Source organism: Arenibacter arenosicollis, from assembly GCF_014397245.1.
Classification (GTDB): Bacteria; Bacteroidota; Bacteroidia; order Flavobacteriales; family Flavobacteriaceae; genus Arenibacter; species Arenibacter arenosicollis.
On record NZ_JACLHY010000003.1, the window covers coordinates 104,271 to 129,648 of the forward strand.

Annotated in this window: 18 protein-coding genes; 13 read left to right on the forward strand and 5 right to left on the reverse strand. The window is 39.1% G+C overall.

All coding sequences use genetic code 11. From position 1 onward, the window contains the following. Nucleotides 1-228 precede the first annotated feature (228 nt). The 6 genes from H4O18_RS04935 (at nucleotide 229) to H4O18_RS04960 (ending at nucleotide 8,693) form a co-directional block, all read left to right on the forward strand. Nucleotides 229-591: a hypothetical protein gene (locus H4O18_RS04935; protein WP_187582016.1), complete on the forward strand. Its 363-nt coding sequence runs from the start codon at nucleotides 229-231 to the stop codon at nucleotides 589-591. Nucleotides 592-1,019: 428 nt separating this feature from the next. Continuing rightward, complete coding sequence (locus tag H4O18_RS04940) at nucleotides 1,020-1,676, forward strand: dienelactone hydrolase family protein (RefSeq protein WP_187582018.1); 657 nt, start codon at nucleotides 1,020-1,022, stop codon at nucleotides 1,674-1,676. A gap of 1 nt (nucleotide 1,677) precedes the next feature. Next, the gene (locus H4O18_RS04945; RefSeq protein WP_187582020.1) at nucleotides 1,678-2,304 is read left to right on the forward strand and encodes a phosphoribosyltransferase; all 627 of its coding nucleotides are present in this window, start codon (nucleotides 1,678-1,680) and stop codon (nucleotides 2,302-2,304) included. Between the two features lie 1,210 nt (nucleotides 2,305-3,514). Further along, nucleotides 3,515-6,499 carry a chemotaxis protein CheB gene (locus H4O18_RS04950; RefSeq protein WP_187582022.1) on the forward strand — a complete coding sequence of 995 codons (2,985 nt, stop codon included), beginning with the start codon at nucleotides 3,515-3,517 and terminating at the stop codon, nucleotides 6,497-6,499. Beyond that, nucleotides 6,489-8,207, forward strand: coding sequence for a sensor histidine kinase (locus H4O18_RS04955; RefSeq protein ID WP_187582024.1), 1,719 nt, complete (start codon nucleotides 6,489-6,491; stop codon nucleotides 8,205-8,207). Before H4O18_RS04950 ends, H4O18_RS04955 begins: the two co-directional genes overlap by 11 nt. Before the next feature lie 108 nt (nucleotides 8,208-8,315). Further along, on the forward strand, nucleotides 8,316-8,693 hold the full coding sequence (locus tag H4O18_RS04960; RefSeq protein WP_187582026.1) for a response regulator: 378 nt from the start codon (nucleotides 8,316-8,318) through the stop codon (nucleotides 8,691-8,693). 216 nt (nucleotides 8,694-8,909) lie between these two features. On the opposite strand, the gene H4O18_RS04965 is transcribed toward H4O18_RS04960, so the two are convergent. Next, nucleotides 8,910-10,064, reverse strand: coding sequence for a baeRF7 domain-containing protein (locus H4O18_RS04965; RefSeq protein WP_187582028.1), 1,155 nt, complete (start codon nucleotides 10,062-10,064; stop codon nucleotides 8,910-8,912). Nucleotides 10,065-10,225: 161 nt separating this feature from the next. Then, entirely contained in the window at nucleotides 10,226-11,842 is a 1,617-nt protein-coding gene (locus H4O18_RS04970) for a sulfatase-like hydrolase/transferase (RefSeq protein ID WP_187582030.1), read from the reverse strand. A gap of 269 nt (nucleotides 11,843-12,111) precedes the next feature. Between H4O18_RS04970 and H4O18_RS04975 the strand changes: the two genes are divergently transcribed. The 6 genes from H4O18_RS04975 (at nucleotide 12,112) to H4O18_RS05000 (ending at nucleotide 19,461) form a co-directional block, all read left to right on the forward strand. Next, nucleotides 12,112-13,125, forward strand: coding sequence for a TRAP transporter substrate-binding protein (locus tag H4O18_RS04975; RefSeq protein ID WP_222942342.1), 1,014 nt, complete (start codon nucleotides 12,112-12,114; stop codon nucleotides 13,123-13,125). After that, nucleotides 13,115-13,579, forward strand: coding sequence for a TRAP transporter small permease (locus H4O18_RS04980; RefSeq protein WP_187582032.1), 465 nt, complete (start codon nucleotides 13,115-13,117; stop codon nucleotides 13,577-13,579). The genes H4O18_RS04975 and H4O18_RS04980 overlap by 11 nt, the downstream gene beginning before the upstream one ends. Beyond that, nucleotides 13,576-14,850, forward strand: coding sequence for a TRAP transporter large permease (locus tag H4O18_RS04985; protein ID WP_187582034.1), 1,275 nt, complete (start codon nucleotides 13,576-13,578; stop codon nucleotides 14,848-14,850). Before H4O18_RS04980 ends, H4O18_RS04985 begins: the two co-directional genes overlap by 4 nt. A 156-nt stretch (nucleotides 14,851-15,006) precedes the next feature. After that, on the forward strand, nucleotides 15,007-16,050 hold the full coding sequence (locus H4O18_RS04990; RefSeq protein WP_187582036.1) for a Gfo/Idh/MocA family oxidoreductase: 1,044 nt from the start codon (nucleotides 15,007-15,009) through the stop codon (nucleotides 16,048-16,050). Nucleotides 16,051-16,370: 320 nt separating this feature from the next. Next, complete coding sequence (locus tag H4O18_RS04995; protein WP_187582037.1) at nucleotides 16,371-17,816, forward strand: tagaturonate reductase; 1,446 nt, start codon at nucleotides 16,371-16,373, stop codon at nucleotides 17,814-17,816. Nucleotides 17,817-17,850: 34 nt separating this feature from the next. Next, a complete protein-coding gene (locus tag H4O18_RS05000) occupies nucleotides 17,851-19,461 on the forward strand; it encodes a UxaA family hydrolase (protein ID WP_187582039.1) in 1,611 nt (536 codons plus the stop codon). Nucleotides 19,462-19,524: 63 nt separating this feature from the next. On the opposite strand, the gene H4O18_RS05005 is transcribed toward H4O18_RS05000, so the two are convergent. From H4O18_RS05005 to H4O18_RS05015, 3 genes are all read right to left on the reverse strand, one after another. Continuing rightward, the gene (locus H4O18_RS05005) at nucleotides 19,525-20,562 is read right to left on the reverse strand and encodes a LacI family DNA-binding transcriptional regulator (protein WP_187582041.1); all 1,038 of its coding nucleotides are present in this window, start codon (nucleotides 20,560-20,562) and stop codon (nucleotides 19,525-19,527) included. Nucleotides 20,563-20,762: 200 nt separating this feature from the next. Beyond that, on the reverse strand, nucleotides 20,763-21,467 hold the full coding sequence (locus H4O18_RS05010) for a LytR/AlgR family response regulator transcription factor (protein ID WP_187582043.1): 705 nt from the start codon (nucleotides 21,465-21,467) through the stop codon (nucleotides 20,763-20,765). Beyond that, the gene (locus H4O18_RS05015; RefSeq protein ID WP_246474008.1) at nucleotides 21,464-22,480 is read right to left on the reverse strand and encodes a sensor histidine kinase; all 1,017 of its coding nucleotides are present in this window, start codon (nucleotides 22,478-22,480) and stop codon (nucleotides 21,464-21,466) included. The genes H4O18_RS05010 and H4O18_RS05015 overlap by 4 nt, the downstream gene beginning before the upstream one ends. A gap of 206 nt (nucleotides 22,481-22,686) precedes the next feature. Here H4O18_RS05015 and H4O18_RS05020 point away from each other — a divergent pair, with 206 nt between their 5' ends. Continuing rightward, on the forward strand, nucleotides 22,687-25,059 hold the full coding sequence (locus tag H4O18_RS05020) for a TonB-dependent receptor (protein ID WP_187582045.1): 2,373 nt from the start codon (nucleotides 22,687-22,689) through the stop codon (nucleotides 25,057-25,059). Nucleotides 25,060-25,378 lie beyond the last annotated feature (319 nt).

Genomic DNA, 25,378 nt, shown 5'->3' on the forward strand with positions numbered 1-25,378 from the left:
TCCAACTAGCTTAATCAAGCTTCATAAAATTGGCGAAAATAAAATCCCTTCAGACGTGGTTCTTTAGGGATTTAATTTGCCTTAAACTTGAGTTTATTTTACTCGCTCACATCCTGAGGAACTGTATTTTTAAGAAAATCTTAAGATGGAGATTTCTGGATTATTTACTATTTTTCCGCTGAAAAAATGCATTATCAATTAATTATTTCAAAAAAATCAACAATAGCTATGAAAAAAACTATCGCACTTCTTTCTATTTTTTGTTCATTAAGTTTGGCTCAGGCCACAAATACACCAAAATTTGATGATATAGTAGTCGGTTCGGAATTAATGATCGGAAGTCCGTCATCCAATTTATATGAACATATAAAATTGCCCAGGATGAACTTTATCATAAAAAAAGGAGGCATACCCAATTACAAAACATTATTTAAAAGCAAAGTGGTCGTTTCCGACAAGAAGGAGTTGCCAGATGGCAGTATAGAAGTCTATTTAAAGCGTAAAAACGGAAAGCCATTTTTTAATAGCCACCGCCAAATAAAGGCTAAACTCAAGGAGGCAATAAATGCAAAGGAATTGGTAAAACTTTAAGCAGCTTCAAATTAGCTCAAGCCACCCTTAGTCATAGGTAAAGCCTAGCTAAGTATAAATTATTATTTAAGTCCAAAAACCCTTAATTCTAAGGGTTTTTTTATTTCGGATTTTTGGCCAACCGTATTAAAAATCTATGAGGCCCATCCCGAAACGTATCTTATCTATATCCCCTTCAATATTTTAATTGAGCCATCGGCCTAGGATTCTATATCCAAGTTCCCAATGCATAAGTGCATATGACATAAATCATTGGATTCCTCTGATATTAGGTCTACTTTGTTAATTGATGGCCTTGCCAACCCAATATAACTTACCATCCCCAGGAACATCTATTTGGCCAATCTAATTATAGGGCGAAAGTTAGGTAGGTTACAAATGATCTATAAAAATTTCCAAGGTGCCAGTCCCTTTAAAATAACAGCATTATGATAATAAGAGAAATATATAATACCATTTCAATTCCATTAAATAACGTAATTTTAAAAGGCCATTTGCACATCCCGGAAAATGCCAGGGGATTGGTATTGTTTTCCCACGGCAGTGGTAGCAGTCGACTCAGTCCAAGGAACAATTACGTGGCAAACGTACTTCAACAAAGTAGGCTTGCTACCCTTTTGTTCGACTTATTAACGGAAAGTGAAGATGAAATCTATGAAACTCGCTTCAATATTGATCTATTGACCCAAAGATTAATTGAGGTAACAAAATGGGTACAGTCACAAAAAGAAACCCAGGGATTTTCCATAGGATATTTTGGGGCCAGTACGGGAGCAGCGTCTGCACTTAGAGCGGCCGCATTTTTTAAGCAAGATATAAAGGCCATCGTCTCCAGGGGCGGAAGACCAGATCTTGCCTTATCTGAAATACCTGAGGTTACCGCTCCAACCCTATTTATTGTGGGTGGGAAAGACGCGGCCGTCCTGGAACTGAATATCAAGGCCTATGCTAAAGTTGCCTGCACACGAAAACTTGAAATAGTTCCAAGGGCAAGTCACCTTTTTGAAGAAGAAGGAAAGCTGGAAAAGGTTGCAGAACTTTCCGCAACTTGGTTTAGAAAATGTTTTACAACTAAAAAAGATTAAGATGTTTAAGGACAGAATTGACGCTGGAGAACAGCTTGCCAAAAAGCTAAGCTCATATAAAGACAAAGAAAATGTAGTGATTTTAGCAATTCCTCGCGGTGGATTACCCCTAGGAGCCATTGTTGCCAAATCTTTGAACGCTCAATTGGATGTTGCCCTTTCAAAAAAAATTGGGCATCCCTTCAACAAGGAATTTGCCATTGGGGCTGTAAGTCTCAACAATATTATCCTGGACGACAACATAGAGGTTTCAATCGACTATATCGAGAAAGAAAAGAAACGTCTTCGCGAAAAGCTCAAAAAAAGACAAGCACAATATTATAAGAATAGGTTTCCGATAGCCTTAAAGGACAAAATCGTAATCATTATTGACGATGGCATCGCCACAGGCAATACCATACGGGTCACCGCACAACTGGTCTATGACCAAAAACCGGAAAAAATAATGATCGCCATACCAGTGGCTCCCAAATCAACAGTACAAAAATTAAGGAACGCTACTTATGTTGACGAAGTGGTGTGCTTGGAGACCCCCTTTAATTTTCAGGCTGTGGGACAATTTTACATGGATTTTGATCAGGTATCCGATGAAGAAGCCATCAAAATATTGGAAGATTTTAATTCCTAATCCTCATTACATTGGTAAAGCAAATCCAATAATATTTATGAACCGCACTTTGTATTTTATATAATGGGCGTCAAAGTTGATTTTCACCCATCATATTAACCGGGTTCCAATACCCCAATTTATAAAACCTAAAAAAAATTACTTAAACTGATCTAGGTCATTTTACATATGCGCAAGGTATCATAATTTAGCGATGTTCTTAAAAGTTAAACAGTTCTTTGAAAATACATAAAGAGGAATTTTAAATTGCATACCTTAAGATTCCCAAGATACAGAAACGGTCAAGGGCACCCTTTATACCATTTGAATTGCGAACGGATCTAGTGATAGCTCCTATTAGGGATCAGTGTAAGAGGTCATTGGGCAGAATTGAAAGTTTCTTGGAAACCGGAACATCTAGGTGTTCCGGTTTCTTTAAAGCATTAAGACATTGGTCGCTATCATTGTAAGATGATAACGACCTTAGTAAAGGAATGGCCAAGGTTGGCCCCGTAACTGATCAATTATGGTGTTCTAGCAACAGAGTCACCTGAAAGCCCAATTATCGGCAAAAACGTAGTCCATTTCTTTATGGGAAACGGGAGGTTTCGGCCTCCTGTTTTTTTCTAAAATCATAAAACCTACAAACTTCTAAGCAGTAATGCCTTAGAGGTCATATAAAGGTATTGCGATTTTATTCTTCTGTCATGCAAAAATCCAAACAACGTAGCTAGTACGTTCCAAATTGGATTTAGCTGACCAGGAGGAACTTAATTAAAATACCTGAAGGACCGGGATATCCAAGATATGTCGGTCCTTTTAAATTTACTTATCCTAGAAATAATGTATTATGTAATAATCCAAGACCGTTCAATGGGCCCAATTAAGCACGGATAATACATTCTACAAACCTTATTCCTTATTCTAAACCAATTATCCATCCTACAAGAATTATAAAAAAGTTCCATTTTGGAGCGATTTTGGAAATAGTAATCCTAAAAAATCAGCCTTTGAAATTAAAGGGTCCACGATACCATTTTTGATTGCCAAACATCCTATTTTAATAGCGTCCTCTACACCAAACAGATTTCTTTGTATTTTTAACTTTTACGTCATATCTCGGGCGGAATAACGTGGATACTGACTTTAATCATTGAAGTAGTCCACCTGCTTTAGTACATTTGGCTAACTTTGACAGTGATTGTTCCGCACAAGTGATCATTACAATACCATGACAAAACAAGAAGCGACCAATATTACTACGGCCAACAAAAAAAAAGCACCACTAAAAAAGAAGGGGCCGAAAAAGGACAAGGAAAATAATTTCCTTATAGTGGGTATGGGAGCCTCCGCAGGTGGACTGGAGGCTTTCAAAGAGTTTTTTGATACCATGCCGCCAACTTCTGGAATGGCTTTCGTATTGGTACAACATTTAGATCCTACCCATAAAAGTCTTATGGTTCAGTTACTAAAAAACCATACTAAAATGGAAGTAACCCAGGTTAGGGACAACACAAAGGTGCTCCCCAACCACGTTTATATAATACCTCCCAACAAGGATATGGCCATTTTTCAAGGGGTATTGCACCTTATGGAGCCCATGGCCCCTAGAGGCTTTCGTAAACCAATAGATTTTTTCCTAAGATCTTTGGCCGAAGACCGGACCGATCGGGCCATCGGAATTATCTTATCCGGTACGGGAAGGGAAGGAACACTAAGCTTAAAGGACATAAAGGGCAAAGGAGGACTATCCATAGTGCAAGACCCCGAAACTGCCAAATATGACGGTATGCCAAGAAGTGCCATAGAAGCAGGGGTGGAAGATTTTGTGCTACCTGTTAAGAAAATGCCGGAAGTTCTCCTAAAATATGCCAAGAATCGGAAATTTGAACCAAAGGGAATTCCACTACAAGTACAAACACCCCACCAGCTCTTAGAAAAGGTTTTTATCCTATTGCGCAATGAAACCGGTTGTAACTTTGCTGATTACAAAAGCAGTACCGTTGTTCGCCGTATTGAAAAACGTATGGCGCTCAATCAGATCGAAAAACTGGAAGACTACATAAAGTATCTTCAAACAAACCCAGAGGAAGTACAAAAGCTGTTTAAGGAACTTCTTATAGGGGTTACCAGTTTTTTTAGGGACAAGGAAATTTTTGACAGCCTTAAAGAAAAAGTTGTTAAAAAGATTATTGCCGACAAAAATGATGGGGATACCATCCGTTTGTGGGTCCCTGGATGCTCTACCGGGGAAGAAGCTTATTCCCTGGCCATTTTATTCGATGAGGTTATAAAAAATCAGCCCAAGGCGTTAAAGGTTCAAATATTTGCATCTGACTTGGACGAAAATGCCATTTATACCGCCCGACAGGGAATTTATCCAGAAACCATTGCCGTTGATATTGACCCCAATAGATTGTCCCATTATTTTCATGGGGACAAACATACCTATAGAATAAAAAAAGGAATCCGAGATCAAATCGTATTTGCGGAACACAATATCATAAAAGACCCTCCATTTTCGAAACTGGATATGATAAGTTGCAGGAATTTGCTTATTTATCTTAATTTGGAGGCACAAAAAAAGGTTTTTGCCATCTTCCATTATGCCCTGAATCCGGAAGGCATATTACTTCTGGGCAATTCGGAATCACTGGGCGAATATGCCCGATTCTTTGACGTATTGGATAGGAAACATAAAATTTTCAAATTCAAGGATGCCCAAAGGGCGGAGATGCCGGATATTGGACATCTTTTCCAAGAACCCATTCCCATAAAAACCGTAAACATACCTGCCCATAAGCGGGAATGGCAGTCCAGTTTGGCAAATATTACCTCAAAAGTATTGCTGGCCAACTATGCCCCCGCCTGCGCTATTATCAATTTCAAGGGCGATGCACTCTATTTTTCGGGGAATACGGGTAAATACCTACAACCCTCCCCTGGAGAGGCTAGACTGAACATTATTGACATGGCACGCGAAGGTCTTAAAAGCGATCTTAGCGCCCTAATTTCCACTAGTCGCAGGATCAAAAAAATGGAAGTCAAAAAAAATGTCCTAGTAAAAACCAATGGCACCCTACAAGCCATAAACCTAACGATCAGGCCCTTATCCCAATTGGATGCCAACATAGAATATTGGATGGTAACCTTTGAAGATGTGGATACCCCAACCGTGAAGCCAAAAGTTACCCTTGAAAAAAAACCAGAGGATATAACAGAAATTCAGGCATTGGAGCAGGAACTGACCGCTACCAAAGAGTATTTGCGTTCTACCATAGAACAATTGGAAATATCCAATGAAGAACTGAAATCCTCCAATGAAGAACTCCAATCCAGCAATGAGGAATTGCAGAGCACCAATGAGGAAATGGAAACCTCCAAAGAAGAATTACAAAGCGTAAACGAAGAAATAGTAACCGTAAATACGGAACTCCAAGGTAAAATAGACGAGTTGGCGAGGGCCTATGATGACATGAACAATTTACTTGCCAGTACCGAAATTGGAACTATTTTTTTAGATTCTGACCTAAAGATAAAACGGTTTACGCCTGCCATGTCCAAAATAATCAATCTTATTAATTCGGACGTAGGTAGACCTATAGACCATTTGTCCTCCAATCTCATCTACAACGGCATTATGAAGGATGCCCAGACCGTACTTAACAAATTAACCCCTTATAAAACAGCGGTAAAAAGTAGTGATGGTCTTTGGTATCAGATGCAAATTATGCCCTATCGAACTTCCGAAAATGTCATTGCGGGTGTTGTTATAACTTTTGTGGACATTACCCAAGAAAAGAAGTTAGGGGAACAATTGCTCGACTTCAAAAAAGAGTACGAGCATATCCTGGAAATGACAAAAACCGTGGTCTATACCCAAAACGATCAGCTCATTTATACCAGTATGGCAAACATACATCCAGATTTTCAGTTTAGAAATATGATCGAAAAAAAAGATGGGGATTTCTTTTCCGAGGAGGATGCCAAAAAATTGGAAAATATAAAACGAAAAGTACTGAATACTGGTAAACCGGAAAGGGCCACATTAGAGTTAAAAATAAGTGGTGAAGCCCGGTTTTATGATCTGATGGTTCGCCCCATTAGCGAAGAACAAAGAGTAACGGGCGTAGCCTGTTCTTCCATTGATATTACAGATCTTGTCGCTGCTGAAAAAGAATTGGAAATCCTAAAAGCCAAAAAAAATGGTCGATAAAGGTTCCCGTTCCAGCAACTTGCGTTCCAAAGCAGAGGCCAAGGTTAGTACAACACCCTCGGATCAATCGGAACTAACCGTGGACCAGGCCAAGGAACTAATGCAAGAACTTGAAGTGCATCAGGTAGAGTTGGAAATGCAGAACCAAGAATTACGTGAAGCCCAGCATCACCTGGAGGACATTCGCGATCAATATACCGATCTATTTGATTTTGCTCCCATAGGCTATATCATATTGAATGAGAAGGGGCTAATAGACAACATTAATCTTACCGCCTGTTCGCTGTTGGCCATAAATAGAACCAAAATTATAAAAAGGCCACTGTCCGCCTTTATGGAGGTAAACGAGGCTCACATACTATTTATTAAATTACAGGAAGCTTTCAAAAACGGTGTATTAAAGCCCTTTGAGCTGGAAATTAAACGAAACGATCGTGGTTCATTTCCCGCACTTGTACAGGGCACCGTTACAAAAAACATAAAGGGGCAATTACAGTGTCGCCTATCCATGCAGGATATAACGGAGGTGAGACAAGCCAGGATTCTTCAACAACAACATAAGGCCCTTCAAAATGAGAAGGAAAAAATACAACAGTATTTAGATCTGGCCCCAGTTGTTTTTTTGCTAACAGACAAAGAACACAAAATTCAAATGATCAATCAAAAGGGTTGCAACCTTTTTGGATATGAAAGAGTGGAGCTTTTGGGTCAAAACTGGTTCGACTTCTTAATATATGAAGAAAATGGAGGAGAGGATGACCCAAGCCTAATCGATTTTGAACGCAAAATAAAATTATTGGCCCCGGAATTGGAGTGCAAAGTGAGGTGTAAAAACGGGGAAGAACTTATAATGTCTTGGCACAATACCACCTTATTGGGCAAGAATGGCGACCAAATAGGAATATTAAGTGCAGGTGAGGACATTACTGTCCGAACAAAATTGGAAGAGGACAAGCAGACCTATACCGATAATCTAGAATTAAAAATACAAGAACGCACCAAAGAGTTGATCAAAGCCTTGGAAGCGGAAAAAAGGATCAATGATTTAAAAAGTAACTTTATCACCATTGCTTCGCACGAATTGCGAACCCCCATTACAATTGTAATGTCGTCCATTATTTTAATAGAAAGATATAACAGCTTGGGCCAGTATGATAAATCCAACAAACATATTGCCCGAATTAAATCTTCCGTGGACCATTTTGTAAATATTTTGGATGATTTTTTATCCTTGCACCAGTTGGATAAGGGAATTATACAGATCAATAAGGAAGTCTTTGATTTGGAACCGTTTGTTCAAGAAATTATCGCCGATATGAAAGGCCTACTCAAAAAAGGCCAGCATATTGTATACCAGCATACGGGATCAAAAAAACTAAATTTGGACCCAAAAATTTTAAGGAATATCATCCTTAACCTACTGTCCAACGCGTTGAAATACTCCAATGACCAAATAAACGTTAAAAGCAGTATTAGGTTGGATCATCTTAAAATAACCATTGAGGACCAAGGTTTGGGTATCCCCGAAGAAGACCAAGAAAATCTTTTTTCAAGTTTTTTTAGGGCCAGGAATGTAGAACATATACAGGGCACAGGCCTGGGACTTAGTATCGTTCAACGATATTTGGAATTGTTCGGAGGAAATATTAAATTTAAGAGTGTTTTGGGGAAGGGCAGCATTTTTACCATTATAATTCCTATTTCCTGAAACCTCTACAAAAATCGTTTTACCCTTATATGTAATTGGAATTTTATTGAAAAATTCACTACCTTAAGACTATCGCATTTACCAGTTCCCATAACCTATTAACAACCAATGGCTACTATTCTAATTGTTGAAGACAACAGTACCATACTTGAAAATACCTCTGAACTATTGGAGATGGAAGGTTATGCCGTAATAACTGCCACAAATGGTAAAGAAGGCTTTGAGAAAATTTTGAAATTCTTGCCAGACCTCATTATAAGTGACCTCTGGATGCCTGAAATGGGAGGATTTGAACTATTGAAAAAATTGGGATCCCATCCCGACCTTAAAAATATACCTTTGATTTTTTTCAGCGCCAGAAGTGAAAAAAAGGAAATCAAAAAAGGCATTGACTTGGGTGCCTATGACTTTATTGTAAAACCATCTGACCTTTCGGATCTCCTAGTCTCGATCAAAAATTGTTTACTAAGCAGAAAGCATATTTAAGTTGTAAAAGAATTTGCCTTTCCAAGCCTAATATAGCCCTTATAATCATCCAATTCCGTTGGTACATATTTAGGCTAAAGTCATGTTTTCGTATTCATAATTACCCTGTCCGAAAGAAAAAGGGTATGCCAGAAAAAAAAGGATCATACAATTGCCTTGGAGATTTTAATGGTAAAAGACGCAATGGCAGACTTGCCATAGGTAAATAGAGAAAAATTAATATCTATATAGGGCATTAATTTTGGAAAAGGGATTTGGCATATCCTCCTTTTCCAATAGATAGACCTTTCCTCCATTCAAAAACGTTTTCATGGCCGCCCTATTTAAGAGTGATACATTGGACGGAAGCAATTCTTTGTCCACTCTAACCAAATCTTTTTCAGGTTCATAAATTCCCCATATATCTTCATTTTTCTGTATGAACAAAGAATCTATTTTTCCTAGTATGGCCGCTGGAATAATTTGCTCTATATCTGAAGATGTTCTTGAAGTACCGTCAAACTTTTTAAAAATTTCTATTTTTTCAAGACGTTCCTTATCAAAAACGGGGCTCAACTTTTTCCATGCCAATTCCCGCAATTTGGACTCATCCGTTTCGGTAGGATCAAAAGAAATATGATCCGCCAAGAGATATTTGTAGGTATTTACCTTTTGATAAATTGGAAACAAATAATCTTGACAAGCAATAATCAAAGGCTTGCTTTCATTTTGAATCAAGGTCATCAGTCCCCTGTCCAAAGCCGAAAAATACCTTTCGATCTCATTCTTCCGATCTCGGTCTGCCTCTCCATGACCATGAAACGCAGCCGCTCCGTGACCTTCCTGCTGACTTCTGAACTGCAAGCTCTTCTGTTCATAATCATACCCTACCCTTTCCTCCATACGGCTCGGAATTTTATCTTCAATTTGTATTTCTGAGCTATAATAGCGTGTTTTCTTATACAATTTCACCTTTTCCAGTTGCAACCAAAGTAAAAAAAACGAATCGTCCCCTGTGAACATTGGCAATAAAGGTGTCAGATATAAACTGTTGGCCACGTGGTTAAAGGGCTTAAAAGAAATGGGAAGTGTGTATTTTTTAACGATTCCGTTGGTTAAAAAAAGTGCCAGTCCATTGGATTGGTGCCGCCAAAACTCCCCGTCATGAATCAGCTCTTGAATAGGGGCAATCAATTCTGAAATTTCCCTTTTACCCAAAGGTTCCTGCTCCAATTTAAGTTTAACTTCCTTTAAATGATTTTTTAGTAGTTTGGCATCCTCTTGTTGTAATACCTCTTCCCCTTTTTGATGGGTAGGCATATAAATAGATATACAATGAACATTGCGAATGCTTTCTAAATCCTGTAACTCTTGTTTAGTTATGGTAGCCATTTTCCGATGATTTTCTGGATTATTTATTTTCAAAACAAGGTAATGGTTGTTGGAAATTTTTGAAATGATTTAGGTCAGGAAAATGCACATTTATAAGTAATGCCCCTTAGATTTAGGTACCCAATAGTATAAATAATAGTAGTCACAAATACCACGGTATTTTATTCCGCATCAATAGGCCTTAGAGAAAATTGAACAAGTTGATTCCCTTCAATATCAAAAAGCGGGGTGCCAACAAAATCGGGTTCCACTTTTTTGGAGGCTTCACTCTTTAAATAAACTAAAGATCCTTCAAAATTTGGATATTTTTTTCTGAGAACATCGTACTCTGGATTTACACAGTCCTTTCCCCATATACCCAACATGAATTTCAAACCGGCCTCAACCTCTCCGTATTGTCCTTTGTCATCGGTTTCCAAAACCCATTCATCCAATACAGAACGGTATTTCTCCAATACTTTGGAATATTGGGGATTTTGCGCCAAATTGTTCAATTCAAAAGGATCCTCATTTATATCATACAATTCTTCCGAGGGCCGCTCAGCAGCCATAAAGCGATCTTGTGCCTCATTCAACTTTCCTTCTGCATGCAATTGTTTCATTACCCCTACAAACTCTACCTTATCAAAATCCATATACGTAGGTTGTGTATAAGGCCTGTCCGTCATAAAGTTTCGGATATACTTAAACTCATTGGAACGCACGGATCGTATCCGGTCTATGGTAAAATCGCAACGGTCACGGGTCATTATCACATACTCCCTGGGCGCTATGGCATTGTTAAAGATATCCCTGCCTTCCATATATTCCGGAATGGGGATTTCGGCCAGGGCCAAGGCAGTAGTTCCCAAATCCAATCCAGCCATCAGGTTGGAATTCACGGATCCTGCTTGTATTTTTGATTTCCCTTCCCTAAAATCGGCAATGATCATGGGCACCTGCACGCCACCATCATAAAGGAATTGCTTATTCCTGGTCAAACGCATTCCATGATCGGAAAAAAAGAAAACTATAGTGTTCCTCAAGAGATCGTTTTCCCTGAGTTTATCCAAAATCCCTCCTACTTTTTGATCGGTAATCTGAATGGCATCCAGATGGTTGGCATATTCTTCCACAATTGCCTGGTGATGGGGCAAATAAGGTGGCAGTTGTATCTGCGAACGGTCCACCGGGGAAGCCACATTATCCTTGAACTGAGAATTGAAGATTTCCTTTCCCCCGTACATCTGAATCTGCCCAAAAAAGGGCTCCTTCCCTTTCAAGCTAGCCAAATCCAACCGTACACCACTTTTCCCGTACAGGGGATGATATAGATACTCTTGATCATACAGGTCTTTCCTATCGTAGACAAAATTATAATCGTCCTTTCCATTGTTGAAGGTGAAATATCCGGCATCCTTGAATAGTTCAGGAATCGTTTTGGCCCGTTCCGGCAAATATATGGCCGATTCAGTAGTCCTGGAACTGTGGTGGTTCTGTGCCCCAAAACTGGTAGACATCATACCCGTAATGATACTGGACCTACTTGCCGAACATACAGGGGCGGGCATAAATACATTTTTAAAGAGCATTCCCCTAGTGGCTAGACTGTCTATATTTGGTGTGGCAACCAATGGAACTCCATAACACCCAAAAAAGGGTGCCGTGTCCTCCAAATAAATCCAAACGATATTGGGTTTGTCGGAGGCTTGCACCTCCACAATTTCCACTGATTTTTCACCTTTGCAGGAGCTTATCAATACCACCAATAATGAAACAATTAAGACAATTTTTCGCATTCTTATTTAGATTATTGATCGTTGATTGGAGCGCAATGAGCGTCCTATTCTATGTATATAGTCTTCAATATAAGAATTTTAACATTAGATAAATTAGGATAACCAAATTACCCTCCTTTGATTTATCGCGCGTAAACTAAAGTCGCTCGCCCGGACGAGCAGCAGTAACCCATGTTCCCTCCCAATCCAAAACGGCATTTCTCATCTTGCTGCAAATGTTAAATCAAAATAGCTATATTTAGAAAGAATAAGATATCTAGACCAACTCCATGAAAAATCCACTTCGGATGGCCTCTTTCTTTGCGACAATATTAGTGCCTATATTCTCCATATTCCTATTCAGCAGTTGCGAGCCTCAAAAAAAGGAACCCGAATTTTTAATGAGAGCCGCACTTTTGGTCAATGAAGACCATGCATGGTACAAGGCCTTCGCATATTTCGCCGAAATTGTGGAGGAACGCTCTACAGGCCGCATCAAGATAGAGATTTACCCTTCGGAACAGTTGGCCAAGGAAATTGAGGCCATTCGCCTAATACAGGCCGAGGTAATTGATATGACCACCACCGGATCTACCCTCACCAATTGGTTTGAGGTAGCTACCTTTTGCGAGTTGCCCTTTTTAATGAAGGATTCCACCGACATGAATCGCTATATTAATGGTCCTGTCGGTAAATTAATGGAAGAGGAAATGATCAAAAAGGCAGGATTACGCTCCCTGGGTCATTTTGAAAGAGGTCCGCGGCACTTAACATCGAATAGACCTATACGACATCCCGATGACCTAAAAGGTCTGATCGTTAGGGTTCCCAATGTACCGGCATTTGTAACAACATGGAGCGCACTTGGTGCCAAGCCCACCCCAATGGCCTTTTCCGAAGTATTTACCTCTTTACAACAAGGCACAATAGAAGCTCAGGAAAATCCGTTCGCCATGATCCATAACGCCGGCTTCTCCGAAGTACAAAAATACCTTAACTTAACGGGTCATGTCATAAGTTGGGTGTACCCAGTTGTAGGCGAAAAGCAATTTCAAAAGCTTCCCGCCGACCTTCAAGAAATCGTGCTGCAGGCCGGCAAAGAAATGCAGGCATACGAGCACCATCTCTATCTAGAAAACGAAAAGAATGTACAGGAGGAATTAAAGGCCCAGGGCATGCAATTTATAGAAGTAGATAAAGAAGCCTTTGCTAAAAAAAGTGAAAGGGCAATTTATGAAAGTCTCTCTCCTGAGATGCAGAAAATATACCACCAACTTAAAAAAGAAAAAGTCGATGCTAAATAAAACGGTCGGTCGCATCCTGAAAATTGAAACCTTACTAAGTACATGGGGCCTAATACTAACCGTCCTACTTCAGATAATTTGTCGTTTTACACCCTTCAACACCCCCCCTTGGACCGAGGAAGCTTCACGAATTTTCTTTATTTATGCCATGTCTTTTGCTGCAGGTCTGGCCATGAAAAATGAATTTTACGTCCATCTGGATATGTTCTACAATCGTTTCCCGGAAAGATTTAAAAAAATATTAAACTTGGCGATACCCATAGTTACTTTGGTCCTATTTTTAGTCATGGCAATTTATTCCGTGAAGTTCATTTTATTGGGGATACCGGAAAAATCGCCAAGTATGGGCTTTAATATGGGCATAGCCTTTTTTAGCATGCTTATAATGTCGACATCCATTAGCTACTACCTCTGGAAAAAAATTAAAAGAACAATCAAAAATTCTAGACCATGATTTGGATACTCGTTATTGTTTTTATCGTTGGTCTAGTACTTCGCTTTCCTATTGCCTTCGCACTTGGGCTTGCCTGTCTAAGCTATTTAATCGTCAAAGGGGTGCCTTTGATTATTGTCCCCATGAAAATGTACTCGGGCATAGATGTCTTTGTTCTACTTAGTGTCCCTGGGTTCATCTTGGCAGGCAACTTGATGAACCGAGGTGGGCTAACGGAAAAAATCATAAAATTCTGCAACCATCTTTTAGGGCACATTCGTGGAGGACTTTCGTTGGTTAACATAGGAGCTTCCATGCTCTTTGCCGGAATTTCGGGTACTGCCATTTCGGATACGGCCAGTATGGGATCTATAATGATACCTGCTATGAAAAAAGAAGGATACGACACTGATTTTTCCTGTGCGGTTACCGCCGCCTCCTCAACAATTGGCCCTATAATTCCACCGAGTGTACCCATGATCATTGCAGCCACCTTGAGCGGCTTGTCTGTTGGCAAGTTGTTTTTGGCCGGGGCGCTTCCTGGCTTGTTATTGGGGGTTGGACTGTTGTTTACGGCTTATTTTATTTCCAAACGAAAAAAATATCCTAAACATAAACGCAGCAGTCTTAGGGATGTGGCACGCAGTTTTGTAGATACCTTTTGGTCGTTGTTGATGACCTTTATCATCCTTTATGGCATAGTAGGAGGCATCTTCACACCAACGGAGGCGTCAATTATTGCGGTGGTCTACGCCATGATCATTGGCAAATTCGTGTATAAGAAATTAAACTTAAAAAATACACAGGTCATTATCTTGGATAGTATGAAGACCTCGGCTTCACTAATGGTCTTGGTGGGTTTCGCCAACCTATTTGGTTATATATTGATTACTGAGCAAATTCCACAGAACATATCCAATGAAATCCTGGGCTTCTCCGACAATAAATATGTGGTCTTGTTGCTGATCAATCTGTTATTGATCATAGTGGGCACCTTTATGGAGACTATTGCGGCCTTGCTTATACTTTTTCCAATCTTGTTAAAGGTAGCTGTTGCCGTGGATGTGGATCCTATTCACTTTGCAGTAATCGCCGTCTTGAATTTAATTATAGGACTGACCACTCCTCCTGTGGGGGTCTGTCTTTTTGTGGCATCGAGTATTGGGAAAATTTCCATTGGGGAGGTAAGCAAGGCCGGGCTACCTTTTCTGTTGGTAAGCTTTTTGGTGCTGATTTTGGTTACCTTATTTCCATGGTTCTCCTTAGCATTGCCGAACTTGTTTATCGATTGATTTGTGAACAGTCCATTAAGGATAAGCCCTGTTTTGAAATTGCAGGAAAATTAATAATTCAAGCCCCTTTAAGAAACATAAAAAATTTACAAAGGATAATTTCTTAGTCGGTTGTTATCTAAAACTTATAAATTAGTATACTTAAAATTTAAGCCTATGAAACCTATAAATACAGCCTTATGCTCTTTTGGAATGAGTGGAGTCGTTTTTCACGCACCATTCATTGATGTACATCCCGGATTTAATTTATACGGGGTTTGGGAAAGAACAAAAAATAATGCCCAAGCCAAATATCCTAATGTAAAAACCTTCCGCCGCTTGGAAGATATGTTGGCAGATAATAATATAGAATTGGTAGTAGTGAATACACCAAGTGTAACGCATTACGATTTTACCAAACAGGCTATAAATTCAGGGAAAAACGTAATTGTAGAAAAACCTTTTACGGCTACCGTGGCACAAGCGGAAGAATTGATCCAATTGGCCAAGGAGAAAAAAGTAACACTTTCTGTGTATCACAATAGAAGATATGACAGTGATTTTAAGACGATAAAAAAAGTAATGGATGAAGGCTGGCTAGGAAATATTGTAGAGGCAGAGATCCATTATGATCGCTATGACCCAGTTCTCAGTTACAAAATACACAAAGAAACCCCAACAGCTGCAGTCGGAGGTTTATACGACCTGGGCTCTCATTTAATTGATCAGGCATTGGTTTTGTTTGGCATGCCAAATGCCATATATGCCGATATGGACACCTTTCGCCCCAATTCCAAAGTAGAGGATTATTTTGATGTAAAGTTGATTTATAATACACACCGGGTAACATTAAAATCCAGTTATTATGTTCGTGAGGTTTTACCGGGAAACATACTGCACGGAACCAAAGGCTCGTTTATAAAATCCAAAGCCGATGTACAGGAGGCTGCCCTGCAGGCAGGAAAAATACCAGGTACACAGGACTGGGGTGCAGAATTGGATAAAGAAAAAGGATTGTTGCATACGGAGAAGGATGGTAAAATTATCAGGGAATACGTCCCTACTTTAAATGGAGACTATATGGCGTATTACGAAGGTATCTACCAAGCTTTAAGAAATAATAAGTCGGTCCCAGTATCGGCAACAGATGGCATGAACGTGATAAAAGTAATTGAGGCGGCAATTAAAAGCAACAAGGAAAAGAGGGTCCTAGAATTATAGATAGGGACAAATTCATAAATTTTGATTCAAGTCATTTGCAGTCTCTGGAAAAACCCTGGTGTTGAAAACGACCATCAATTCATGTAGACCGTTGGTATAAGGGAAGGGCCTCAAGCTGAATACCTTATATTTTCTTGACTCGTATCACCTTCAATCAAAATAAAAACATAGGAACCAGGATCGAAAAAATTGGATATAAAATAAATTATACTACATTTGTGCAATCGATTACATTATTGCATTGGGACGCACCTAAAAGCTCATAGGCGCATCCCATAGGAAAATCGGTTTATGCCATAATAACATTATACAAAAGTAATATGCAACCATTAAACAGAAAAAACACCAATTTAGAGTCGACCCCACCAATTAAGATCGTACAATTTGGAGAAGGAAACTTTTTAAGGGCATTTGTGGATTATGCTTTCCAAAGATTAAACCAGGAAGCTAATTTTGATGCTGGAATAGCGGTGGTCCAACCTATTGAAAGAGGTTTGGTGAAAATGCTTAATGATCAAGACGGACTTTATACCCTGTTTTTGAAAGGAATTCAGAAGGGTAAGGAAATTCAGCATAAAGAGCTTATTACCAATATTGTAAAAGGAATTGATCCTTACAGCAATTTCAAGGAATACTTAAGTTTGGCCAAGGAAGAGGCCCTGCAGTTCATTATTTCCAATACTACGGAAGCCGGTATTGCCTATGTTGCCACTGATACTTTGGACATGCAGCCACCAAGTTCATTTCCGGCTAAATTAACGGTACTATTGTATGAACGTTTTAAGCATTTTAAAGGTGATGCCAATAAAGGCCTAACTATAATTCCTTGTGAGCTGATAAATCATAATTCGGACACCCTAAAGGAAATAATATTGAAGTACTCCGATGATTGGAAACTGGGGGAAGACTTTAAAAAATGGCTAACCACACATTCCACATTCCATAACACCCTGGTAGATCGTATAGTACCGGGATACCCAAAGGATGAAATTGAGGATTACAATGCCCAACTATCCTATAAGGACAATTTAATTGTAGCTGCAGAAACATTTTTACTTTGGACCATTGAAGGGGATGAGCAACTTAAAGAAAAATTACCCTTCCATAAAACAGATCTGGATGTTAAGATTGTAAAGGACATGCAGCCCTATAGAACTAGGAAGGTCCGAATATTAAACGGTGCACATACCTCAATGGTTCCTTTTTCTATTTTATATGGAAACACCACGGTAAAGCAAACCGTAGACAACGACTTTACCGGCCCGTTTGTGAACAATGCCATTTTTAATGAAATTAATCCCACACTTCCAATGGCCAAGGAAGAACTGGACAGCTTTGCGGAAGAGGTTTTGGACCGATTTAGAAATCCGTTTATTATTCATAACTTATCCAGTATTGCGTTAAATTCAATTTCAAAATTTAAGGTAAGGGTATTGCCAAGTTTATTGGATTACATAGACATACATAAAAAGATACCTACCAACTTAACCTTCTCTTTTGCTGCGCTAATACGTTTTTATAAAGGAACCTGGAAAGGTGAGAATTTACCGGTTAATGATAGTGATGAAATAGTGGAAGCATTTGCCCAAATCTGGAAATCCAGTAATTATTTGGAAATCGCTAAAAGAACCTTGAGCAACACATCATATTGGGGGGAGGATTTAACCCAGGTTGAAAATCTTACCGAAGCAGTTGCCCTAGCCTTGGAAGAAATTGATACGAATGGTATTGAAATGGGTTTTGCCAATTACAGTAACAGGTTTTAAACCATTAGAGTAAAAATAATTAGAGTTTGATAAAATGAAAAGTAAAATTATAAAGGTAAATTCATCGGACAATGTTGCCGTTGCTTTGGTTAATTTAAAGGCGGGGGAAGTAATTACATTTGAAGGTGAGGAAATTACTGTATTATCCGATATAAAATCGAAGCATAAAATTGCCTTGCAAAAATTTGAATCCGGAGATCGCATTATTATGTACAGTGTTCTCGTGGGAAGCGCCAATGGCATTATAGAAAAAGGAGATGTTTTAACCACTGAAAATGTAAAACACCAAAGTGAAAAAGTACATGGAAAAACCGAAACCATTGGTTGGACCGCTCCCAATGTAGAAAAATGGAAAGACAAAACATTTCTTGGCTATCACAGGGAAGACGGACAGGTAGGTACCGAAAACGTATGGCTATTTTTCCCTTTGGTTTTTTGTGAAAACAGAAACATAGAAATATTAAAGGAAGTCTTTGAAAAAGAGCTTTTGAAACAAAAAGTAAATCCACACCAAATGTTACTTCGTTCCTTGGTGAACAACACTGCGGAAGAAGCTTCGGTAGAAAACAATTCCAGTAATGTATTTGACAATATTGATGTAAAATTTATAACCCACCCAGGGGGATGTGGTGGTATAAGGCAAGATTCTGAAAGTTTGGCCAAATTATTGGCGGGCTACGTAAACAACCCCAATGTTGCAGGAGCAACGGTATTGAGTTTGGGTTGCCAAAACCTGCAAATAAGTGTTTTTAACGATGCCTTAAAATCCATTAATCCCAACTTAAATAAACCTATTCTTATTTTTGAGCAACAACAAATGGGTACAGTGGATGAAATGTTATCCACCATTGTCAAAGAGTCCTTTGAAGCCATAAAAAAGGCAAATAATGCAGAGCGTAAACCTGCTCCATTGTCCAAATTACGAGTTGGCTTGGAATGTGGGGGATCGGATGGATTTTCAGGGATATCCGCAAATCCAACCTTAGGGGCTGTTTCAGATTTGTTGGCTGCCCTGAATGGTACTGCCATACTATCAGAATTTCCGGAACTATGTGGCGTAGAACAGGAATTGGTAAACAGATGTGTTGAAGACGATAAGGGCCAAAAATTTCTAAAGTTAATGAAGGCCTACGAAAAGTCTGTTGTAGATGCCGGTTCTGGTTTTGATATGAATCCTTCGCCAGGAAATATTAAGGACGGCTTAATTACCGATGCCATGAAATCTGCAGGAGCTGCCAAGAAAGGAGGTACCTCCCCCATTCAAGATGTACTGGATTATGGCGAATACATTACCAAACCAGGTCTTAATTTATTGTGTACTCCCGGAAACGATGTGGAAAGTACAACGGCCATGGTAGGTTCAGGAGCCAACGTTGTCTTATTTACAACAGGATTGGGAACACCTACAGGAAATCCTATTGCTCCTATTATAAAAGTATCTTCCAATACGGAACTAATGGAAAGAATGCCCGACATAATTGATATTGAAACGGGAGCGGTAATACGAGGTGAAAAAACCATCGAAGAAATGGCAGGAGAAATGTTGGACTTTATAATCGAAGTGGCCAGTGGAAAAATTCAGACCAAAGCCAAATTATTAAATCAAAATGATTTTATTCCATGGCGTAGAGGAGTGTCTTTATAATATTTTTTGGACTATTGCCCTAATTATTAAATAATGGAAGGTTGAAGAATTGAAATAATTCCTTTAACCTTCTTTATGTTTTAACGAGGATTTTCTAATAATCAGCTGGGGTGTCAACACCACGTTTTTGGTTATTTTAATGTCCCCAGTATTGCTTACTTCTTCCAAAAAAACCTGAGCGGCGGTTCTTCCCATTTCCAGCGGAAATTGATCAACAGTCGTAATGGTCGTAAGTTCCATAAATCTGGTAAAGGGTTCATTGGAAAAACCTACAACGCAAATATCCTCGGGAATATTAAGTCCACTTTCCTTAATTTCCTGAATAGCTCCCAAAGCAGCAAAATCGCTGGAAGAAAATATAGCGTCTGGTGGTGTTTCCATATCCAAAAGTAACCGCGCGGCTCTTCTACCATCAAGAACGTTACTCTGTGTCTCAATGACTAAGCTTTCATCAAAATCAATTCCATTATCGGACAAGGCCTGCTTATAACCCAAATATCTATTCCTAAATATTTCAAAGTTCCGATCGTTGGACAAATGTGCTATACGCTTGCAACCTTGGTCCAACAAATGTTTGGTAGCCTCGTAACCACCTTTAAAATCATTTATGGTTACAGAACTGATACCTTTTATATCTTTCTTCCTATCAAAAAAGACCAATGGCGTTTTTTTATTTTTTAGAAGTTTATTAAACCCCTTATTTTCCTCCAGATTGGCATTGGAAATAGACATTAGTATGCCATCCACTTGTACATTTACAAGCGAATTTATTTTTTCGTTCTCTATATTTTCCTGGTTGTGGGTCTGACAGATTATTACGTGGTAACCCTTGGGGTACAATTCTTCTTCAATACCACGTATAACCGATGAAAAGAAATTACTATCTATTCTAGGAACAATGACGCCTACATTATAACTCTTGCCGCTTTTAAGGGCCAAAGCCAACTTGTTCTGCTCATAATTCATTTCCAAGGCAGTCTCCAGGACCAGCTTGCGCGTATTTATACTTATTTTGGGATTATTGTTTAAAGCCCTAGAGACGGTTGCAGCTGTGAGACCTAGTTTTGCCGCTATGTCATATATGGTCGTTTTCTTTTTCATGAATTATCTAACTTGGTTCTTATAACAGTTAGCCTCTGCGTAAATAGCATATTCAGATTTATTCTTTACAAGTATACTATTTTATCTAATCAATTGTAATCGATTGCATATTAATCTGAAAGAATATTTTGATAACGCCTGGTTTGCTGGGTCTTAGATAAAATTGTCCATAACTAACTTGATGGTAGTACACACCCCTACTACAAGTACTTTTCCACAAAATCCTCCTTGAAGGCACGCCCAATAGGCACATATGTTTCTTGGTCAAAAAAGATACGGTTGCCCGATACTTTCTCGATTTGTCTTGTATTAACAATATAGGATTTATGTACCTGTGTAAATTGATCCGTCGGCAAGGTCTGCAGCCAATATCGTAAGGAATGGGAGGTTAAATGTTTTCTGTCAGTAGTATAAATTTCGGTGTAGTCCGCTTCAGATTGGATATAAAAAATATCTGCAAGGGCAATTTTAAGATGCTCGTAGCCCGACTTAATGAAAATTACCTCTGGAACTGTCTTCCTTTCCACCTCCTTTTCTATGGAAGACCTTTGTAAATTAGGCGCCGGAATCTTGGAAACGGCCATTACAAAGCGTTCAAAAGAAAATGGCTTTAACAAATAATCCAACACATGGTATTCATAACTTTCCAGTGCGTATTCTGAGAAGGCAGTTGTTAATATTACATGAGGTTTCTTGTTCAGGGCCTTTAAAAAATCCATTCCCGAAATCTTGGGCAAATGAATATCCAAAAAAATAAGGTCTACCTCTTCGGCTTTTAGATAATCCATGGCTTTGAGGGCATCTGCAAAAGTAGCCTTGAGCTCCAAACTCTTCATTTCACCTATATACTTTTGTAGTACACGCTGTGCGGGAGGTTGGTCCTCTATGATGATGCAACGGATCATACGCTTCCCTTATTAATATCAATGTTCAACTTAACAGAATAGGTGGTATCTGTTTCCTCTATTGACAAACTATGGGCTCCAGGATAAATAAGCCCTAAACGTTTTTTTACGTTCTGAAGACCAATACCGCGGGAGAGATCATCTGTATTGGTTTCACGCCGAAAGGAATTGGAGCATTCAAATTGTAATAGGCCATTTTCAGATACTTTGATATCTACGCTGATAAAAATATCCTCTGATTGACTAGCGGTACTATGCTTAAAGGCATTTTCCACGAATACCGTCAATATTAAAGGAGCAATTCGGTATCCCGACCCAATGATATCTGTTTTAAAATCCACGGTTCCCCTATTTTCAATCTGCAATTCACTTAATTGGGTATAGTTTTTCAAGTGTTCTATTTCCTTGGAAAGCGGCACATACTTTTCCTTGCAATCGTATAACATATACCGCAATACCGAGGATAGTTCTAAAATAATGGTAGGCGTTTTAGGCGAATTATCAATGGCATATGAATAAAGATTGTTAAGGTTGTTAAACAAAAAATGGGGATTGATCTGCGATTTTAAAAATTGTAGTTCATTTTCCTGTGCAGACGTTTTTAACTTTTCTACTTCGCTTTGGGAACTTATCGCATCCCAAGCAAACTTAAATCCCGACAAAATTGCAATTACCGGCAATACATCGAAGATGGCATAATAGATTCCAGGAACTATTCTTGCTCTTTTGGTTCCTGGATAAAAAACCAGTTCCAAAAGTTCTTCGGCCCAAATCACGCCAAACAATACCAAGACGACCATTCCTAAAAACTGCCAATATTTTTTTCGATATAAAAATTTGGGCATTAGATAGTAGGTGATAAAAGCGGCAAAAATAGTATAGACCAAAAAGAAAACTAGTTGGGCGACCGTAATCCCCGGATTATTCTTGTCAAAGGAATAGAAAAGCAGCACCAGGATATGGAGCACGACTTGAAAGAACAGTTCCTTCCTGGAAATCATGGCTTTTTTCATAATCCAAATCTAAGCTATTGCTCCCATTTCAAAAAATAGTGCTACGTCAACGGCAAAATTAAACCCCTAAACGGCGTATGCCCTAAGTAAAATCTACTGGCTGTCGTTCAATGGAATACTTTTGTCGTTCACAGAAAATACCCTACTCTTCTCAATAAAAAAATGAATCTTTGTAATTCTTACAATTAAAATTAATTAAGGAAGCCATGAAAAAAAATTTGGTACAATTGTTAATCGCTACTTCATTCATACTCTATTGCCCTGTTACCATGGCACAGGTAACCATAAAGGGAACTGTGGTGGAGGAATCTAGCGGACAGCCTATTGCCTATGCAACGGTAATGGTCGGCGATAACGAAACCAAAAAACCAATAGATGGCACCACCACTATGGATGATGGCAGTTTTAGCTTGGAGACCGATGCGTCCGACTACTATATAGAAGTAAGTTTTCTAGGCTTTCGGACCAAAACATTTGGACCGCCACCAACACAGGGTAAAACTATAGATTTAGGGAAGATTGCCCTTACAGAGGATGCAGAACAACTACAGGAAGTAGTGGTACAGGGCGAGGTTTCACGTACCGAATTTAAATTGGACAAACGTGTATTCAACGTAGGGAAAGATCTTAGCACTACTGGGGCAAGTGCCTTGGAAGTTTTAAATAACGTGCCCTCCGTTAACGTTAACATAGAGGGGCGTATTAGTCTTAGGGGGAGCCAGGGAGTACAGATTCTCATCAACGGAAAGCCATCCATCATTGCTAGTGAAGAAGGAAATGCCTTGGGAACCATTACGGCAGATATGATTGAAAAGATTGAGGTGATGACCAACCCATCAGCCAAATATGATGCCGAAGGAACATCGGGCATTATCAATATAGTCCTTAAAAAGGAGGAGCGCAAAGGACTCAATGGCTCCATCTCGGTGAATACTGGAGCACCTGACAGCCATAGTGTTGGGGTAAGCCTAAATAGAAGAACAGAGAATTTTAACCTTTTTACCCAGTTGGGAATAGGACTTCGCGATATGCCCAATGATCTTGAGACCCGAAACGTTGATTTGGAAAACAACACCACCATTCTTAGTAATGGTACCGAGTACCGAAATGAAACCTATTATAATATAGTCCTTGGAACGGATTATCACATTAATGATAATAACGTACTGACACTCTCTGGCAACTTTGCCATGGAAATAGAGGAACAACCATCCAACACTAGTTTTGTGTCCCTGGATTCCAACAATGCCACTATCTCAGAATGGGAACGTACCGAAGTTACAGATGCAAAAAACCCTAAGTTGCAGTATGAATTACAGTACAAAAAGGAATTTGAAAACAATGAGGACCATACCCTACTTTTTAGTGGCTTGGGAAATTTCTTTGGTAAAGACCAATCCTCAGAATTCTTGAACAACACTATTGCCGGAGAGGATAAGGACAGTAGACAACAGACCCGAACCGATTTCAAAGAGGCTATTTTTACCTTTAAACTGGATTATACCAATCCCCTTACTGAGGAATGGACCATAGAGACAGGGGCCCAATACGTCTTTAACGATGTAAGCAATGATTACGAAGTAAATAATTTCACCGACGGTGCCTTTGTTAACGACCCCGGTCTGACCAACGTCTTTGAATTCGATCAAAAAGTGCTAGGTCTATACGGTACCGGTTCCTATGAAGGAAAAAAATGGGGCATTAAAGGAGGATTACGCTTGGAACAAACCGATCAGAGCACATTTTTGATTACAACAAACGCGGCAAATGATCAAAACTATGGCAACTTTTTTCCCAGTCTTCATAGCTCATATAAATTTAGTGACAAGGTATCCGTTCAAGCTGGTTACTCCAAACGTATCTACCGACCCAGAATGTGGGATTTGAATCCCTTTTTCAATATCCGAAACAATTATAGCATACGCCAGGGTAATCCCGACCTACAACCGGAATTTACCGATTCCTATGAAATTACCAGTATATACATTTTAGGTCCTGCCAGTATAAATTTTGGGATTTATCACCGCTATACTACAGACGTCATAGAGCGTATTACCACCTTCGAAAACAACGTTAGCACCACTAGGCCAGAAAATATTGGAACCAATAAAGCTACTGGTATAGAATTCAATGCAAAATATAGCCCTGCCAAATGGCTTACCCTGAATGGGGATTTTAATTATAATCAATTTCAAAGGGATGGTATCTTCGAGACCACGATTTTCGATTTTAGCAACAAACAATGGACTTCCAAATTAATGACAAAAATTAAACTTCCATCCGATTTCGATGTGGAAATGACAGGCAACTATCAATCCAGCTACCAAACGGTACAAAGTGACGTTAGTGATATGCTGTTTATCGATATGGGCCTACGAAAAAATATAATGAAAGGCAAGGCCGTCCTCAATTTAAGCGTAAGGGACCTATTCGCCTCTAGGGTGGACGAGAGCCAAATTGCCCAGGCCAACTACGAGGTTTACAATCGCCGTCAAAGAGGCACATTTGTGGCCCTTGGCTTTAGCTATGGCTTCGGCAAGGGAGAGGCCATGCAATATTCTGGACAACGTAGGAGATAAAATAGGGTGATTTTAACCAATAAAATATACTAAAAACAGAACAGTATTTCCATTTAGTCCTTGTAGTGTATAAACCGTTATTGGCCTAAGTTAAAATCCAACGCCGATAAACGGTTTAATCGGCTTATTTTCGAACAGTATAACCATTCTACCCAACATCTCTTCTTTCCTTAAAGGGTTATGACGAATATTCACCTTAAAACTTTTACCTCGATTCCTACCTATAAAGAGGATAAAACCTAAATCCTAATACAGAGAGTCGAGGGAAAATTCCACATTAATTCATTGAAGTTAAGGCAAAGCCCGTTAGGGTCAATCA

Coding starts and splice junctions, on each gene's coding strand:
- H4O18_RS04935 (WP_187582016.1), top strand. CDS start 229: ATGAAAAAAACTATCGCACTTCTTTCTATTTTTTGTTCATTAAGTTTG.
- H4O18_RS04940 (WP_187582018.1), top strand. CDS start 1,020: ATGATAATAAGAGAAATATATAATACCATTTCAATTCCATTAAATAAC.
- H4O18_RS04945 (WP_187582020.1), top strand. CDS start 1,678: ATGTTTAAGGACAGAATTGACGCTGGAGAACAGCTTGCCAAAAAGCTA.
- H4O18_RS04950 (WP_187582022.1), top strand. CDS start 3,515: ATGACAAAACAAGAAGCGACCAATATTACTACGGCCAACAAAAAAAAA.
- H4O18_RS04955 (WP_187582024.1), top strand. CDS start 6,489: ATGGTCGATAAAGGTTCCCGTTCCAGCAACTTGCGTTCCAAAGCAGAG.
- H4O18_RS04960 (WP_187582026.1), top strand. CDS start 8,316: ATGGCTACTATTCTAATTGTTGAAGACAACAGTACCATACTTGAAAAT.
- H4O18_RS04965 (WP_187582028.1), bottom strand. CDS start 10,064: ATGGCTACCATAACTAAACAAGAGTTACAGGATTTAGAAAGCATTCGC.
- H4O18_RS04970 (WP_187582030.1), bottom strand. CDS start 11,842: ATGCGAAAAATTGTCTTAATTGTTTCATTATTGGTGGTATTGATAAGC.
- H4O18_RS04975 (WP_222942342.1), top strand. CDS start 12,112: ATGAAAAATCCACTTCGGATGGCCTCTTTCTTTGCGACAATATTAGTG.
- H4O18_RS04980 (WP_187582032.1), top strand. CDS start 13,115: ATGCTAAATAAAACGGTCGGTCGCATCCTGAAAATTGAAACCTTACTA.
- H4O18_RS04985 (WP_187582034.1), top strand. CDS start 13,576: ATGATTTGGATACTCGTTATTGTTTTTATCGTTGGTCTAGTACTTCGC.
- H4O18_RS04990 (WP_187582036.1), top strand. CDS start 15,007: ATGAAACCTATAAATACAGCCTTATGCTCTTTTGGAATGAGTGGAGTC.
- H4O18_RS04995 (WP_187582037.1), top strand. CDS start 16,371: ATGCAACCATTAAACAGAAAAAACACCAATTTAGAGTCGACCCCACCA.
- H4O18_RS05000 (WP_187582039.1), top strand. CDS start 17,851: ATGAAAAGTAAAATTATAAAGGTAAATTCATCGGACAATGTTGCCGTT.
- H4O18_RS05005 (WP_187582041.1), bottom strand. CDS start 20,562: ATGAAAAAGAAAACGACCATATATGACATAGCGGCAAAACTAGGTCTC.
- H4O18_RS05010 (WP_187582043.1), bottom strand. CDS start 21,467: ATGATCCGTTGCATCATCATAGAGGACCAACCTCCCGCACAGCGTGTA.
- H4O18_RS05015 (WP_246474008.1), bottom strand. CDS start 22,480: ATGAAAAAAGCCATGATTTCCAGGAAGGAACTGTTCTTTCAAGTCGTG.
- H4O18_RS05020 (WP_187582045.1), top strand. CDS start 22,687: ATGAAAAAAAATTTGGTACAATTGTTAATCGCTACTTCATTCATACTC.